The sequence below is a fragment of the Rhodococcus sp. JS3073 genome (assembly GCF_026810085.1).
GTDB lineage: Bacteria > Actinomycetota > Actinomycetes > Mycobacteriales > Mycobacteriaceae > Rhodococcus_F > Rhodococcus_F wratislaviensis.
Genome location: NZ_CP113951.1, coordinates 7,269,822 through 7,284,983, shown reverse-complemented (window position 1 = coordinate 7,284,983; position 15,162 = coordinate 7,269,822). Strand labels below are relative to the sequence as shown.

Here is a 15,162-nt window from a genome sequence, read left to right as displayed (position 1 = left end):
CCTCGGTGCGCGCAACCTCCGACGGTCGACAGTCCGCCGCCCCTGTCGCGGACCCGCTCGACCCCCCGCGGGTGCCTCTGCATCTCCGCGTCGGAGGTCTCCTCGTCCGAGTCCTCGTCCTCGCCGGGCTCGCGGTCGGATTCGCGTACAACCTGCTCGGACTGCCCGGCCTGCGGGATTTCGGCAGCTACTACCGGCTGGATCTCGACGTCTACCGTCTGGGCGGATCGGTGTTCCTGCACGGACCGACCCTGTACGGGTCGATGCCGGCCACCCAGATGGGCAACTTCCTGCCGTTCACGTACCCGCCGCTCGCCGCCGTCGTCTTCAGTCCGCTGTCGACGGTGTCGCTGGCGACGGCCGGGACCGTCGTGACGGTGTTGTCGTTGATCGCGCTGTTCGGCGTCCTCGTCGTCACGCTCGACTCGCTGGGCATCGCACCCCGCACCACGCTGGTGTGGACGGCCCTCGGTGCGCTCGCGGTGTCGATGGCCCTCGAACCCGTCTCGTCGACCCTGGACTACGGGCAGATCAACATCCTGCTGATGCTGCTCGTCGCGGCGGACTGCCTGCCGAAGAAGACGCCGTGGCCCCGCGGCGTGCTGATCGGCCTCGCCGCGGCGGTGAAGCTGACGCCGGCCGTGTTCGTCGTGTACTTCCTGGTGCGCAAGGACTTTCGCTCCGCCGTCGTGACCGCGGCCAGCTTCCTCGCGTTCAGTGCCGTGGGCGCGATCGCGACGTGGAACGACTCCGTCACCTACTGGACGCACACCCTCTTCGATTCCGATCGGATCGGCACACCGGCATATCCGGCGAACCAGAGCATCACGGGTGTGCTGGCCCGGCTCGGCCTGAGCGACTCGGTGCGCACCCCGATCTGGCTGCTGCTGAGCGTCGTGGTTCTCGCACTCGTCGTTCTCGCGATGGTGCGGGCGCTCCGATCCGGTGAGACCGCGCTCGCGCTCGGACTCAACGCCGTCCTCGGGCTGCTCGTCTCCCCCGTGTCCTGGTCGCACCACTGGGTGTGGTCGGTGCCGGTGATCCTCGTGCTCGGGGTCCTCGCCTACCGTCGCCGGAGCGTCGCCCTGGCGGTCACGGCCGTGGCCGGCGTCGTCGTCGTGAGGCTCGCCGCGCACTGGAAACTCGGGGTGGGCCGCTGGAGCGGAACCCACTGGAACCTGGGGGATCAGTTCCTGGCGTCGTCGTACGTGTGGTGGGGACTCGCGGTGGTGCTGGTCGCGATCGTCGCGTTTCGCACCCGCCCCTCACAGTCCGACGAGGACGATCGGTCGGAGACCTCCGACGATCTCACCGTCCCCGTCGGCTGAGAGGCTACGGCGGTCAGCTCGCCCGCGTGTCCGGCAGACGGGTGACGGTCGTGGCGTCGCTCGCCGGCGCCACGTCGGCCACCGACGCGTCGGCGGTGGGCGCCTTCTTCTTCAGCGTGGCCGCGTAGATGTCGACGTATTCCTGCCCCGACAGCTTCATCAGCTTGTACATGACCTCGTCGGTGACGGCCCGCTCGACGAACCGGTTGCCGCCCATGCCCTCGAAACGCGAGAAGTCGATGGGCTCACCGACGCGGATGGTCACCTTCGAGGGACGCCACACCCGGGAGCCGATCGGGTTGACCTTCTCCGTTCCGATCATCGCGACCGGGATGACCTTCACACCGGACTCGAGCGCCATGCGGGCCAGACCCGTCTTGCCCTTGTAGAGGCGGCCGTCGGGCGACCGGGTGCCCTCCGGGTAGATGCCCAGCAGCTTGCCCTGCGAGAGGACCCGCAACCCGGCGTTCAATGCGTCCTGCGCGGCGTCGGCGCCCGTCCGGTCGATCGGCACCTGGCCGACCACCGAGAAGAACCAGCGCTGGAAAGCGCCCTTGAGTCCCGTCCCGGTGAAGTACTCGCTCTTGGCGAGAAAAGTGATCCTCCGCGGCACACGCAACGGCAGGAAGAACGAATCCAGCACGGCCTGATGGTTACTCGCCAAGATGGCCCCACCCTCCGCCGGAATGTTCTCCGTACCCTCCACGGTCGGCCTACCCAGCCCCCAGAGAACCGGCCCCAAAAACACGTACTTGAAGAGCCAGTACCACATGGCGTCCCTCCCGTTCACAACCCAAGCTTCGTTCGGGTCGACTCTACTTCGGGTGGGTGAGGGTCGCTACACACGGCCGGGAGGCCCGCACAGCATCACACTCTGCGGGTTTACAGCGACGGGCCGGACGTCAACCCACCCGATCGGGCAGGACGGCCCGAGCGAGTTCCGCCGCTCCGATCATGCCCGCCGCCTCCCCCAGCTGGGTCGGCCGGATGCGGGCCAGCGGCCGGTGCCCGGCCCCCGTCGTCAGCGCCGCGTAGTGCTCGCGGGCCTCGTCGATGAACAGCGGTGAGGAACTCGCGACCCCGCCGGCGATCACGACGAGATCCGGGTCGTACACGTCACCGATGAGCGCCAGGCCGACACCGAGCCACCGGGCGAACTCCCGCATGGTCTCCAGCGCCAGCGGATCGCCGTCCTGTGCCGCGCCCGCGATCCGCCGGCCCGTGAGCACACCGGGATCGACCGCCACCTCCCGCGCCAGGACGGTCGACGTCGCCGGATCCGCGGCCAGAAGTTCGATCGCGGTGTCGACGAGGGCCGTCCCGCTGCAGTACCGCTCCCAGCAGCCGTGCTTGCCGCACGCGCACGGGCGTCCGTCGGGGACCACCTGGATGTGGCCGAGTTCGGGTGCGACGCCGTGGCTGCCCCGGTACAGCCGACCGTCCGCGAGGAGCGCCGCCCCGATACCCGTGCCGATGGCGAGCATCACCACGTTCCGGCCGCCCGCTGCCGCACCGAACCGGTGCTCGGCCCACGCCGCCGCGTTCACGTCGTGTTCGAGGATCACCGGCAGCCCGAGACGCTGCCCGAGGTCCCGGCCGACGGGCGCACCCACCCACGGAAGATGCGGCGCGAACCGCACCGTCGTGCGGTCGGGGGTGATGAACCCGGCCACCGCCAGCCCCACCGCGGCGACCTCGTGCCGCGCGGACAGCTCCCGGACCGCGCGGTCCAGGCCGTTTTCGAGTGCCTTCGCCGACGCCGGGGTCGGCGACTGGAGCGAATCGAGCACCTCGCCGGCCGAGTCGACCACCGACGCACGGATGCTCGTTCCACCCACGTCGATGCCGATGGTCAGCGCCGCACTGCCGCCACGTTCGCTGCCCGTGCCTGTGCTCATGGAGATGATTGTGCCCATGCCGGATCGCCGACGTGCAGGAGTCCGGCGATCCCGCGCGCGCGAGGCACGCTCAATGCTTGATGGTGACCGAGATCGGCTCGAACGCAGAGCCGCCTTCGGGTTCGGACGGTCCACCGCCGGGGCCGGGTTCCGGAGCGTCGGGGCCAGGGGTGTCGTGATCGGCGTGCTCGTCGAGGACCTGCCGCAGCACCGCGATCAACACGGACGCCTGGCCGGCGAGCAGGGTCACGAGATCGTGCTGCTCGCCACGGATCAGAGCCGCGAGTGCGCACACCGGGCACCACGTGCATCCCGACCACTGTCCGGTTCCGGGCGGCGTTCCCTCGGCGTCCGCCTGGGCGTGCGGCGCCGCCGCGCGCTGGAGAATCGGCTCGAGACGGTCCAGGGCGGTCTCGGCGAGCGCCCGCAGCTCCGCCACCAGCTGCGCGTGGTCGTCAGTCATACCGGCCACACCTGCGGGTCGGGCGTGAAGCGCACGACCAGATCACTTCCGTCGAGTTCTGCGCCCGCGACGACGCACCGGCGCAGGACCGAGGCGAGGCGTACCCGGCGGCGCACCCCTTCAGCTCCCACGACCAAGTCGTCCTCCACTCGACCCAACGTGAGGGTCGACGGGTTCACGAGCGGCAGATACATCCGCATCGTGTACACAGAATCCACACCGGCCCCCGATTCCAGCCCCACCCGCACCGCAGGTGGATTCTTCCCCAACACCGCAACCGCGTCCGTGTCGTCGGCATACAACTCCCGGGCGATACCGCCGAGATCGGCCCACCCTACCGGCTCCGTCACCGACCGGGTCACCGAGAGGATCACCGTGGTACCCGCGGAGGCCGTCAGCTCGGCGAGCACCCGCTGCTGCAGGGCTCGCCGTCTGATCAACCATGCCACACCGGGATCGTCGTGTCCTGCCGGCGAATCGAATTGCGGCAGAAGGTTGTTCACGAGGATTGCATCGACGCGCAGGCCGGACAGCGCGGCCACCGCCACGGTGCGCCGGGTCTCCGTCAGCACCACCCGCTCCGGTGTCGTCACCAGTCGCACAGTGGTTTTCGCCCGGTTCGCGAGCATCTCCCGGACCTCGCCGACCGCGGCGACGACCTGTTCGATCAGCGACACCAGCATGACGAGGCGGGGATCGGACCCCAGGAGCGCGACGATGCGGCGGTGCTGCGGCCACACCCGCTCGATGTACTCGAGAGCCATCGCAGGCGCGGCGAGCGTCCGCAGACAGTCCGCGGTGGGCGGGCAGTCGACCACGACGGCGTCGTAGTCGCCCTCGGTGGCGAACCGGACGATCTCCCGCAGCCCGAGCACGTCCTGCACACCGGGAAGCCCGGTCAGCTCCTCCGGTTCGAGCGCGGACAACTGGGCGCCGTGATCGTGTGTTCCGGCGGCCGCGAGAACCGCTGTCAGACCCCGGAATCTGTCCTCGAGCAACGTGAGGGTGTCGAGTTCGAGGACGTCGAGCCTGTCGGTCACGGACACGAGGTCCCGGGCGGCGGCGATCCCGATCACGTCGGCAAGGGAGTGCGCCTGGTCGAGCGAGACGAGGAGAGTCCGGCTGCCCGCCTCTGCGGCCGCCTGCGCCGTCGCAGCCGCGAGCGTCGTCTTGCCGACGCCCCCCTTCCCTACGAAGAACTGGACCCGCGCAGGTCCGGCACTGCCCTCGCTGCTCAGCCTTCCACCCGTTTCTTGAGTTCCTTGAGCGCGGTGTCGGTGATCGCCTTCTCCGCCTTGCGCTTGAACAGGCCGATCATCGGAATGGTCAGGTCGACGGTGAGCTCGTAGGTGACGGTGGTGCCGCCGCCCGGCTCGTCCTCGAGCACGTACGAACCGAACTGCGACTTCTGTATCTCACCGGACTCGAGCTCCCAGCTGACGGATTTGCCGTCGGGCGCCCAGTCGTAGCGGAGTACGTACGTGTCCTTGACCATGCCCGCGTCGAGCACGAACCGCACCCGGTCGGCCCGGCCGCCCTGTCCGGGTTCCATGACCTCGACGGACTTCGCGGCGGCCACCCACGCTGGGTACGCGTCGAAGTCGGCGATCACATCCATCACCCGGGCGGGCGGCGCCTCGATACTGATCGACCTCTTGGTCCTCTCGGGCATGGAGTGAACGCTTCCTTTCGCCTGGCCGACCCGCTCGTCGATCGCGGGGCCACGCCGTTACCGGTTTCGTATGTCTGTGTTGTGCCCGACTATCACACACGATCTCGGCGCCCTGACACAATGCCGACCCCGCCGCGGCGGGCGAATCTCCCTCAGGACGGCGGTTCTCCCGCAGCGCGACCCGCCTCGAGTTCCTTCTTCACCTCGAAGGACATCACCTTTCCCTCGACGCGCCTGCGACGGTTCAGCGCGGCCAGATCCGGGGCGGTCTCGCTGCGGGCCGGTTCGGCGTGGAGGAAGTAGTGGACGATCGCTCCGTCCAGCACCGGCTCGAGCCACACTTCCATCGTTCCGGTGAGGGGCCCGGCCACCGTCCACCGGATGCCCTTCTCGGCCCTGTCCTCGCGGACCGCGAGGGTGAGATCCGGCCACCACCGACGCCAGCGGGCGGGCGGGGCGATCGCCGCCGCGACCTGCTGCGGCGGGGCCGCGATGAACGTCTGGTCTGCGACCTGAATGCTGCTCACGGCGACTAGCTTCACACACCGCGGTCGGCGGTGGCCGCGGGGTTCCGCCGCACCTCGCGAACAGGGCTCTGACCACCCTTCTTCGGCCTGGAAGCAGACCGGGCCGGCGAAGGTCTAAAGTTGGGAAGACAATCCTACTCGTCAGTATCTTCAGTGTCGGAGGTTTTCGTGCCCGAGTTCAGCGCGCCACAGTCGTTCACGATCGCGGAGGACGCGTCCGCGGTCGACTCGGTGTTCGCCCACGCCGCGGCCGACCCGACGCTGGTCGTGTACAAGCGCAAGATCGGCGGACGCTGGACCGACGTCACGGCCGCCGAGTTCGCCGCTCAGGTCACCGCGGTCGCCAAGGGTCTCATCGCTCTCGGCGTCCAGCAGGGCGACCGGGTGGCACTGATGTCGGCCACCCGTTACGAGTGGCCCCTCGTCGACTTCGCGATCTGGGCGGCGGGCGGCGTCACCGTCCCGATCTACGAAACGTCCTCCGCCGAGCAGGTCCGCTGGATCCTCGAGGACTCCGCCGCAATCGATCTCGTCGTCGAGAACGCGACGCACGCGGCCACCGTGAAGGCCGTGGCCGCCGAGGCGACCGCGCTCCGCGGCGTCTACCAGATCGAGGCGTCCGACGGCGGCCGTGGCGTCGTCGAGGAACTGACCGAACTGGGTGCCGAGGTGCCCGACTCCGAAGTCCGGGCGCGCGTCGCCGCGCTGAAGTCGAGCGATCCGGCCACCCTCATCTACACCTCCGGCACCACCGGCAGGCCCAAGGGCTGCCAGCTCACCCATTCCAACCTCATCGCCGAGTCCAAGGGCATCCTCGATTCCAGCCTCGGCACCCTGTTGAAGACCCCCGGCGTCAGCACCCTCATGTTCCTGCCGATGGCGCACGTCCTGGCGCGCGCCGTCAGCATCGCGTCGTTCGACGCCGGCGCCGCACTCGGACACACCAGCGACATCCCGAACCTCGTCCCCACGTTCGGCGAGTTCCGCCCCGACTTCATCCTGTCCGTGCCGCGGGTGTTCGAGAAGGTGTACAACAGCGCCCGCGCCAAGGCCCACGGCGAGGGCAAGGGCAAGATCTTCGACGCCGCCGCCGAGACCGCCATCGCCTGGAGCGAGGCTCAGGACAAGGGCGGGCCGGGGCTCGTCCTCAAGGCCAAGCACGCGCTGTTCGACAAGCTGGTGTTCTCGAAGCTGCGCGCCGCGCTCGGCGGCAAGTGCCAGCTGGCGATCTCGGGCGGCGCCCCCCTCGGCGCCCGCCTCGGCCACTTCTTCCGCGGCATCGGCATCACCATCTACGAGGGCTACGGCCTCACCGAGACGTCCGCCGCGTTCGCGGTCAACACGATCGGCGAGCAGAAGGTCGGCTCGGTCGGCAAGCCGTTGGCGGGCAATTCCGTTCGCATCGCCGACGACGGCGAGATCCTGCTGTCGGGGCCGGTCGTCTTCGGCGGCTACTGGCGCAACGAGAACGCGACCGCCGACGCGATCGAGAACGGCTGGTTCCACACCGGCGACCTCGGATCGGTCGATCAGGACGGGTACATCACCATCACCGGCCGCAAGAAGGAGATCATCGTCACAGCGGGCGGCAAGAACGTCTCCCCCGCCCAGCTCGAGGATCACCTGCGTGCGCACCCGCTGATCAGCCAGGCCATCGTCGTCGGAGACCAGCAGCCGTTCATCGGCGCGCTCATCACCATCGACGCCGATGCACTGCCCGCATGGAACGAGCGCAACGGCAAGCCCGCAGGCACCACGGTCAAGGACCTGCTCACCGACGCCGACCTGACGGCCGAGATCGACGAGGCCGTCGCCGAGGCCAACAAGCTCGTGTCGCACGCGGAGGCCATCAAGAAGTTCCGGGTCCTGCCCGTCGACTTCACCGAGGAGACCGGCGAGCTCACGCCGACGATGAAGCTCAAGCGCAACGTGGTGCACGACAGCTTCGCCGACGACATCGCCGCCATCTACGCGAAGTAATGCCTTCGGCCCGTGAGTACTTCTCAACCGCCCGCGGTTGAGAAGTACTCACGGGTGGTCACGCAAGCAGTGCCTGGAGCTTGGCGGCGAGCACGTCCCACCGCCACTCCGCCTTGACCCATTCGCGGCCGGCCGCACCCATCGCGGCCGCGCGGTCACGATCCGACAGCACCGAAATCACCGAACGCGCCACTTCGGCCACCGACGTGCCGTCCACGACCATCCCGGTCTCGTTCTGCCGCACCGTTTCCGGAGCGCCACCGGACTGTCCGGCGACGACCGGCACACCGGTCGCCGACGCCTCGAGGAAGACGATGCCGAGACCCTCGACGTCCAGTCCCGCGCCCCTCGTCCGGCAGGGCATCGCGAACACGTCGGCGATCGTGTGGTGCGCCGCCAGCTCCGCGGACGGCACCGTGCCCGTGAACACGACGTGGTCCTCCACCCCCACCGAGCGCGCGAGCGAGCGCAGACGGTCCTCGTACGGACCGCCGCCGACGATCACGAGCACGGCCCCGTCGATGTGCTCTCGGATGCCCGGGAGCGCCTTGATGAGGATGTCCTGGCCCTTGCGCGGCACGAGACGTGACAGGCACAGGACCGTCGGCCGCTCCCCCAGCCCGTAGCGGGACCGCAGCTCGGCCCGCGCGCCGCTGTCCGGGGTGAACAGGTCGGTGTCGACTCCGGGCGGCAGGTGTTCGAGCGCGGCATTCGCGCCGAACGCGGACGCGAAGCGGCCCCTCGTGTACCGGCTGACATACGTGACGACGTCGGTCCGGTCGCCGATCCGTCCGAGGGCCTGGCGGGCGGCAGGGAGCATCGACCAGCCGACCTCGTGCCCGTGGGTACTCGCGACCACCCGTTCCGCCCCGGCGCGGCGCAGCGTCGCACTCAGCAGCGCGAGCGGGGCGGCTGCGCCGAACCAGACGCCCGTGCAGTCGTGTTCGGCGAGCAGCGTGGCGGCACGTCGGGCGACGAACGGTGTGGGCACCATCAAGGTGGTGGGGTGCCGGACGACCTGAAACGGTTGCCGCGCATCGAACTTGAGGTGCGAGTCGCCGCGCCAACGCGGGGCGTAGACGACCAGGTCGTCGGCGGGCAGGTGCTTGGCGAAGGTGTGCAGGTACGACTGAATTCCGCCGGGTCGCGGCGGAAAATCGTTCGTCACCAACAGGGTTCGGCGCATGTGATCACCGTAGGCGGTGGACCGCACGGCAACCGACCCAGGGTCACCCCAGGTGGGCGCCCACCCAGTCGGTCCAGCGGTCGCGGAACTGGTCGGCGTCGACGCCGAGGACGTCGGACAGCCGTCCGTCGACCGTCTCCGGGTCTGCCTCGCCCACGGCCAGCGTCCGGTACAGCGCTGTCAGCCTCGATTCGCCGTACTGCTCGGCGACGAAGGCGTTGATCGACCACGCCGTCTCGTAGGCGACCGAGCCGCGTTCGCCGTAGCCGGAGAAGTCGGTGTCCTCGGGGAACTCGGTCGGCGGACCCTCGGCCCCCACCTGCGCGGTCAGCGCAGGCGCGATCTGCCGTTCGGCCTCGCCGGTACCCCGGTAGGCGGCGTACTCCGCGTAACCCTCCAGCACCCACATCGGCGAACGGTCCACCGTCTCGGCGCGCGCCGCCACGTGGATCAGCTCGTGCCGCAGGATCGCCCGCCGGGTGACCTCGGTCAGCCGGTCCGCCGACGCCGGGCTGAACACGATCCGCTGGCCCGTGACCGTGGCGGCGTCCGGGTCGACGGCGTCCGAGATGGCGACGGCGGCGATGTCGCGTCCGTCGTGATTGGGGCCGACGAGCGCCGTGAACTCGTCCTGCGATCCCGCGACCCACACGAGCGCGCGGCCCGCCCAGTTCGAACCCCACAACTGGGTGGCGTTGACGACGGCGGCGGGGAGTTCGTCCGCCAGCCGGTCGACCATGGTGGCGTTCTCGGGATGTCCGAGCACCACCGACGTCCGCCCGTCGCCGGTATCGACGCGTCGCGACACGACGGGTCCGAAATCCCACGGTCCGCGCCAGGTCCGCCGCTCGCCGTCCACGGTGGCGCTGTCGCTGACCAGTGCCCAGCGGTCACCGCGCCGGGCGACGACGAGAGCCACCGGTTTGCGGGTGGGACTCTCGTCCGCGATCGCGTAGCGGAGTTGCACGGCGGGCGCCCACACCTCGTCGGCCCCGAGCGCGTCGACGAGACTCGACGGCACCGCCGTCTCGGCACCCTCGGCGATCTCGTAGCCCCAGTCCGAGAACTCCACCCCGGCAACGTTGCCCGCCCGCCGCGTCTCGGCGGCCAGGAATCCCGGGGCCGCAGCCTGATCCATCAGACCGGACAGCCGGGCCGCGTCGTTCGTCCGCACGGCCGACGCCCAGGTGTCGAGGAGCGTCTGGACGGCTGCCGCACGCGCCTCGGTGTCGGACTGCGCGGTGCCGACGGCTCCGTCGGCGCCCCGCTCGGTCCGTGAGAACCCGGTCAGTGCGAGTACGACGACCACGGCGAGGACGAGTCCGGCCAGTGCGGCCAGCTCCCACGGGCGCGCCTGACGGCGCGAGGTCGGATCCGTTGCGGGAGACGGGTCTGAAGCGGGCACGCCGGTGAGTGTATGAGCACGCCCCGGCGCCGCTGCCGGACGGTCGCCGTCAGTAGCGGCGGGCCCCGTAGAAGGGGAACTTCGCCATCGACTCGATCTTCACCGGAACACCGAACGTCGAGGCGTGGAGAATGTTGCCGTTTCCGGCGTAGAGGCCCACGTGGGACGCGTCGTTGTAGAAGAGGACGACGTCGCCGGGCTCCAGGGCGTCGCGGGACACCGGGGTGCCGCCGCTGGCCTGCGCCTGACTGGACCTCGGCAGCGTCTTGCCGATCTGCTTGTACGCCCACACGACGAGTCCCGAGCAGTCGAATTCGTCCGGACCGGTGGCGCCCCACACGTACGGGTCACCGATGCGGGTCATGCCTGCCTGCAGCGCGCTGGTGCCCGAACCGGGGGTGAGATGCGCGAGGATCGTGTTCGGGTCGAAGCCGGGCGGGAAGGGCGTCCCCGCGAGTTGGTCGCGTTCGGCGCCGGTGAGATCTCCGAAGGCCTTGATCACGTCGGCGATCTGCGCCTGCAGGTCACTCTGCTTGCGTTGCAGATCGTCGCTCACCGCTTTGGCCTGCTCGGTCGCGGACCGCGCGGCATCCGCGGACTCCTTCGACGCCTCGGCCGCCTTCGTGGCTTCCGACGTGGCCGACTGGAATTGCGCGACCTGGTTGCGGGTGTCGTTGGAGATGGCGTCCAGAGCGGACATCTGGTCCAGCAGTTGCTGCGGTGAATCGCTCACCATGACGGCGAAGAGACGATTGGTCCGTGCGCCCTGGTAGTTGGCGGTGGCGAGTTTGTTCACCACGGGCTGGAAGACGGCGACGCGCGCGTTGGCGGCGTCCAGCACACCCTGGTCGGCCGCGAGTGTGGCGTCGGCGTCGCGTTGCGCCGACTGTTTGGCCTCGAGGTCGATCTGCGCGTTGTGGAGTGCCTCGGACGTCTGCTCGGACTGCCGGGACAGGTCCCCGAGCTTCGTCAGGGCATCGGTCGGGTTGGTGGTGACCGGGTCTGCACCCGCCTGGATCGCGGGCAGCGACACGAGCGCCACCGACAGCACGCCCGCTGTCAGCACGCTGCCCAGGGAGCGCTTCATCTTGTGTGAGGCCACGGAAATGCAGTTCTCCGATCGTCGATCTCCACCAGCCGGGTCGGTTGTCCGATGCGCGGCTCAAGGATTTCCTCGGCCGAGGCGACCGTGGAGTGCCGAAGAGGTGGTGACCCGCGTTGCCGCCCGGTTGGCGCGACAAGACTTCGCAAGGTCTCGGATAGGTTACGGAATGGCATACGTTTGTGTCCACCCATGTCACGAACGGGGTGGCGGGGACCACCCGACGGGTGAACGACACGCTGTCTGCCTGGGGCGCAACGACATCGAGGGTGGGTTCGAATCGTGATTCGAACCCACCCTCGGTGGTCGTGCGAGATCCTACGAAGCTACCCCGTGCATCCCCGCCCTCGACTCGGCGGATGCCTCGCCTCGCGTGTGGATCAGTAGCGGCGTGCGCCGTCGAAAGGCATGGACGCGATGGGCGCCAACTTGACGGGCTGCCCCTCGGTGGAGGCGTGGATCACGTTGCCGTTGCCGGCGTAGATGCCCGAGTGCGATCCGCCGTAGAAGGAGACCACGTCGCCGGGGCGGAGATCGGACTGCGAGACGGGAGTGCCTGCCGCCGCCTGCGCGTAGCTGGTGCGCGGCAGGTTCAGTCCGGCCTGCTTGAACGCCCACTGCACCAGACCGGAGCAGTCGAACGAGTTGGGGCCTGCGGCGCCGTAGACGTACGGCGAGCCGAGCTTGGTCTGGGCGGCCTGAACGGCCTTGTCACCTGCGGTATTGGCCGGCGCCGGGGGCGCGGGCAGGTTCGGGACACCGGGGATCTGCGGGATGACGACACCCGGGATCTCGAAGGTTCCGACTCCGGGGATGGTGACGGGATCTGCGGCCGCGGGGGCCGCGGTAGCGGTGAGCGCTCCGACTGCGAGCGCGCCGGCGACGACTGCCCGTCGCACATTCCGCTTGGAAACTTGTGACGCCACGAAAGGGGTACTCCGTTTCTTCCATTCATCCGCCGACCGAGTTAGCTGACGGGTTCGGGCTGGGAAGATCAGCCCTACCCACCGGTGCGTGAGGACGTCCCGGCGGGATTCACCCCAGTAGAAACTTGGGTTCCCGGTACGACCGCTCTCGCGAGTGGCCGATTAGGCGGTGACTAGCGATGCTGCCCCGGTATTGGGGCTGCGAGACTCCGCTAGGTCTCAGGAAGGTTACGAAATGGAATACCCAGATGTCGACCGGAACACGCGGAAAGTGTCCGTTTGGGCCGATTCCGGCTTTGCGGGCGCGCGATACCCACATTCGGTAACGACTGGATAACAGGCGGTTTGTTTCCGATCGCTTTTCGACAGCGGGAGTGGGCATTTCGCGAAGCCTGCCCACTCCCCGGTTTCGTCCCGCGCCGCGTTCCCGCTGTTCAACGGGGGTGCCGCGGATCGAACCCGCGACACGCGCCGGACCCGCCGACACCGGCCCGCGCCCCATGCAGACCCCTCGATCGTGGTCGTGCGCCCGCCCCTCGCACCGCCCGCGACCGCCGCCCGAGACGGGCAGTGTGATCCTCGTCTCTCCGGGCTCTCCGGGCGGGTCTGTCGGTGCCCGTCCATACGCTCTGAGCCGTGAGTGTCCCCGGTGTACCCGAACAGCTGAGATTCGACGAGCTCGACACCCCACTGCGGGACACCACGTTCGTGGTGGTCGATCTCGAGACCACCGGCGCGCGACCGGGCGAGGACGCCATCACCGAGATCGGCGCCGTGAAGATCCGCGGCGGCGAGGTGATCGCCGAAATGGCCACCCTCGTCGACCCGGGACGATCCATCCCCCCGCACATCGTGGAGATCACCGGCATCACCACCGCCATGGTGATCGACGCCCCGCGGATCGAGCGAGTGCTGCCGGCGTTCCTGGAGTTCGCTCGCGGGGCGGTGCTCGTCGCCCACAACGCCCCGTTCGACACGGGCTTCCTCAAGGCCGCGGCGTCCGCCACCGACACCCCCTGGCCCAAGTTCACCGTGCTCTGCACCGTCAAACTGGCCCGGCGCGTCCTCAGCCGCGACGAGGCGCCGTCCGTCAAACTGTCGTCGCTGGCCCGGCTGTTCGACGTCGGGACCACTCCGACGCACCGGGCACTCGACGACGCCCGCGCCACCGTCGACGTCCTGCACGCCCTCATCGCGAGGGTCGGCAATCAGGGAGTGCACAGTCTCACCGAGCTGGTCGACTACCTGCCCGACGTCTCCTCGCACCAGCGGGCGAAACGCTCGCTCGCCGGCCACCTCCCGCATGCTCCCGGCGTCTACCTGTTCCGCGGACCGTCCGACGAGGTCCTCTACGTCGGCACGGCGACCGATCTGCGCCGTCGGGTGCGCAACTACTTCACCGGCTCCGAGACGCGTGGCCGGATGAAGGAGATGGTGGCCCTGACCACCCGGATCGATCACGTCGAGTGCGCGCACGCGCTCGAGGCCGGTGTGCGCGAGCTCCGGCTGCTCGCGGCGCACACGCCGCCGTACAACCGGAGATCCAAGTACCCGAAACGCGGTTGGTGGATCACGCTCACCGCGGAGGCCTTCCCCCGGCTGTCGGTGGTGCGGACCCCGACCGCCGACTCGCTCGGTCCGTTCCGGTCCCGCTCGACCGCAGTCGACGTCGCCGACGTCCTCGCCGAGTACTGCATTCTCCGCACCTGCACGAGCCGCATCCCGAAGGGAAGGGAGCACGGTCCGCACTGCCCGCCCCGCGAGCTCGGACGCTGCCCGGCGTCCGTCCACGGCCGCGTCACGGAGGACGCCTACCGTCCCGGGCCGGAACTCTTCCGGCAATTCCTGCGCGGCCTGGACGACTCTCCGCTGCACCGCATGCGCGCACGGGTGGAGGAGCTGGCCGCCGGCGAGCTGTTCGAGAATGCCGCACGCCTGCGTGATCGCACCGCGGAGGTCGTGCTCGCGTTGCGGAGGATGCAGCGCCTGGCTGCCCTCACCGCCCTCGATCAGCTCGTCGCTGCTCGCCCGGCCGCGACCGGCGGCTGGGAGTTCGCGGTGATCCGTTCCGGCCGCCTCGCGTCGGCCGGCTGCGCGCGGCGCGGGATCCACCCGATGCCGGTGGTCGATGCGCTCGTCCTCACCGCCGAAACCGTCGTTCCCGACGCAACTCCGCTTCGCGGTGCCTCCCCCGAGGAGGCCGGGTTGCTGGCGCGCTGGCTCGACCAGGAGGACACCCGCATCGTCAGCGCTTCCTCGGGCTGGTGCGAGCCCGCCCGGGGCGCCGGATCCTGGTCCGAGTGGTGCGCACTCGCGCGAGCGGGGAGCACGTCGACACGGGACGCCGAGACCCGACCACCCGCGCCGACTTCCGCCGACCACCGCTTAGGCTGGCGATCATGATCAACGCCATCGTCCTGATCCACGCCGAAGCCCACCGCATCCCGGAGACCGCTCAGGCCGTCGCCGACATCGAGGGCGTCGACAAGGTCTACTCCTGCGCAGGCGACGTCGACCTGATCGCGATCGTGCGGGTCCGGGACCACGCGAAGATCGCGGAGGTCGTCACCGAGGGAATCAACAAGGTGGACGGGGTCTCCCGGACGGCGACGCACATCGCGTTCCAGTCCTACTCCAGCGCCGACGTCGAAGCCGGCTTCTCGATCGGCGAATAG

General features: G+C 69.5%; 14 protein-coding genes and 1 riboswitch. Of the genes, 4 read left to right on the top strand and 10 right to left on the bottom strand.

Annotated elements, in window-relative coordinates; genetic code table 11:
- Positions 1-5 precede the first annotated feature (5 nt).
- The gene (locus OYT95_RS33265) at positions 6-1,328 is read left to right on the top strand and encodes a glycosyltransferase 87 family protein (RefSeq protein ID WP_268790136.1); all 1,323 of its coding nucleotides are present in this window, start codon (positions 6-8) and stop codon (positions 1,326-1,328) included.
- A gap of 13 nt (positions 1,329-1,341) precedes the next feature.
- On the opposite strand, the gene OYT95_RS33260 is transcribed toward OYT95_RS33265, so the two are convergent.
- From OYT95_RS33260 to OYT95_RS33235, 6 genes are all read right to left on the bottom strand, one after another.
- Positions 1,342-2,100, bottom strand: a complete 759-nt coding sequence (locus OYT95_RS33260) for a lysophospholipid acyltransferase family protein (protein ID WP_037226616.1) — start codon at positions 2,098-2,100, stop codon at positions 1,342-1,344.
- 130 nt (positions 2,101-2,230) lie between these two features.
- The gene (locus tag OYT95_RS33255; protein ID WP_037226615.1) at positions 2,231-3,244 is read right to left on the bottom strand and encodes an ROK family protein; all 1,014 of its coding nucleotides are present in this window, start codon (positions 3,242-3,244) and stop codon (positions 2,231-2,233) included.
- 52 nt (positions 3,245-3,296) lie between these two features.
- Complete coding sequence (locus tag OYT95_RS33250) at positions 3,297-3,689, bottom strand: hypothetical protein (RefSeq protein ID WP_037226614.1); 393 nt, start codon at positions 3,687-3,689, stop codon at positions 3,297-3,299.
- A complete protein-coding gene (locus tag OYT95_RS33245) occupies positions 3,686-4,927 on the bottom strand; it encodes an ArsA family ATPase (RefSeq protein WP_081792185.1) in 1,242 nt (413 codons plus the stop codon). The genes OYT95_RS33250 and OYT95_RS33245 overlap by 4 nt, the downstream gene beginning before the upstream one ends.
- The gene (locus OYT95_RS33240) at positions 4,924-5,361 is read right to left on the bottom strand and encodes an SRPBCC family protein (RefSeq protein ID WP_005247694.1); all 438 of its coding nucleotides are present in this window, start codon (positions 5,359-5,361) and stop codon (positions 4,924-4,926) included. The genes OYT95_RS33245 and OYT95_RS33240 overlap by 4 nt, the downstream gene beginning before the upstream one ends.
- A 152-nt stretch (positions 5,362-5,513) precedes the next feature.
- Positions 5,514-5,888, bottom strand: coding sequence for a polyketide cyclase / dehydrase and lipid transport (locus OYT95_RS33235; RefSeq protein ID WP_037226693.1), 375 nt, complete (start codon positions 5,886-5,888; stop codon positions 5,514-5,516).
- A 168-nt stretch (positions 5,889-6,056) separates the two neighbouring features.
- Between OYT95_RS33235 and OYT95_RS33230 the strand changes: the two genes are divergently transcribed.
- Entirely contained in the window at positions 6,057-7,868 is a 1,812-nt protein-coding gene (locus OYT95_RS33230) for an AMP-dependent synthetase/ligase (protein ID WP_037226692.1), read from the top strand.
- A gap of 58 nt (positions 7,869-7,926) precedes the next feature.
- Here the strand turns inward: OYT95_RS33230 and OYT95_RS33225 are convergent, their stop codons facing one another.
- The 4 genes from OYT95_RS33225 to OYT95_RS33210 all read right to left on the bottom strand — a co-directional run bounded on the left by OYT95_RS33225 (position 7,927) and on the right by OYT95_RS33210 (position 12,487).
- Positions 7,927-9,054, bottom strand: a complete 1,128-nt coding sequence (locus OYT95_RS33225) for a glycosyltransferase family 4 protein (RefSeq protein ID WP_037226690.1) — start codon at positions 9,052-9,054, stop codon at positions 7,927-7,929.
- 43 nt (positions 9,055-9,097) lie between these two features.
- Positions 9,098-10,459: a peptidase MA family metallohydrolase gene (locus tag OYT95_RS33220; RefSeq protein WP_037226611.1), complete on the bottom strand. Its 1,362-nt coding sequence runs from the start codon at positions 10,457-10,459 to the stop codon at positions 9,098-9,100.
- 49 nt (positions 10,460-10,508) lie between these two features.
- Entirely contained in the window at positions 10,509-11,561 is a 1,053-nt protein-coding gene (locus OYT95_RS33215) for a C40 family peptidase (protein WP_081792184.1), read from the bottom strand.
- A 380-nt stretch (positions 11,562-11,941) separates the two neighbouring features.
- Complete coding sequence (locus OYT95_RS33210) at positions 11,942-12,487, bottom strand: NlpC/P60 family protein (RefSeq protein WP_037226609.1); 546 nt, start codon at positions 12,485-12,487, stop codon at positions 11,942-11,944.
- A 14-nt stretch (positions 12,488-12,501) separates the two neighbouring features.
- Positions 12,502-12,666, bottom strand: a riboswitch (cyclic di-AMP (ydaO/yuaA leader).
- Between the two features lie 457 nt (positions 12,667-13,123).
- Here OYT95_RS33210 and OYT95_RS33205 point away from each other — a divergent pair.
- Together OYT95_RS33205 and OYT95_RS33200 are read left to right on the top strand one after the other, a co-directional pair.
- On the top strand, positions 13,124-14,890 hold the full coding sequence (locus OYT95_RS33205; protein WP_052032829.1) for a DEDD exonuclease domain-containing protein: 1,767 nt from the start codon (positions 13,124-13,126) through the stop codon (positions 14,888-14,890).
- Positions 14,887-15,162, top strand: a complete 276-nt coding sequence (locus tag OYT95_RS33200; RefSeq protein ID WP_005247708.1) for an Lrp/AsnC family transcriptional regulator — start codon at positions 14,887-14,889, stop codon at positions 15,160-15,162. Before OYT95_RS33205 ends, OYT95_RS33200 begins: the two co-directional genes overlap by 4 nt.

Excerpts from the sequence above, each read along its gene's own strand:
- OYT95_RS33260 (WP_037226616.1), bottom strand. The coding sequence starts at position 2,100 with ATGTGGTACTGGCTCTTCAAGTACGTGTTTTTGGGGCCGGTTCTCTGG.
- OYT95_RS33250 (WP_037226614.1), bottom strand. The coding sequence starts at position 3,689 with ATGACTGACGACCACGCGCAGCTGGTGGCGGAGCTGCGGGCGCTCGCC.
- OYT95_RS33240 (WP_005247694.1), bottom strand. The coding sequence starts at position 5,361 with ATGCCCGAGAGGACCAAGAGGTCGATCAGTATCGAGGCGCCGCCCGCC.
- OYT95_RS33255 (WP_037226615.1), bottom strand. The coding sequence starts at position 3,244 with ATGGGCACAATCATCTCCATGAGCACAGGCACGGGCAGCGAACGTGGC.
- OYT95_RS33200 (WP_005247708.1), top strand. The coding sequence starts at position 14,887 with ATGATCAACGCCATCGTCCTGATCCACGCCGAAGCCCACCGCATCCCG.
- OYT95_RS33225 (WP_037226690.1), bottom strand. The coding sequence starts at position 9,054 with ATGCGCCGAACCCTGTTGGTGACGAACGATTTTCCGCCGCGACCCGGC.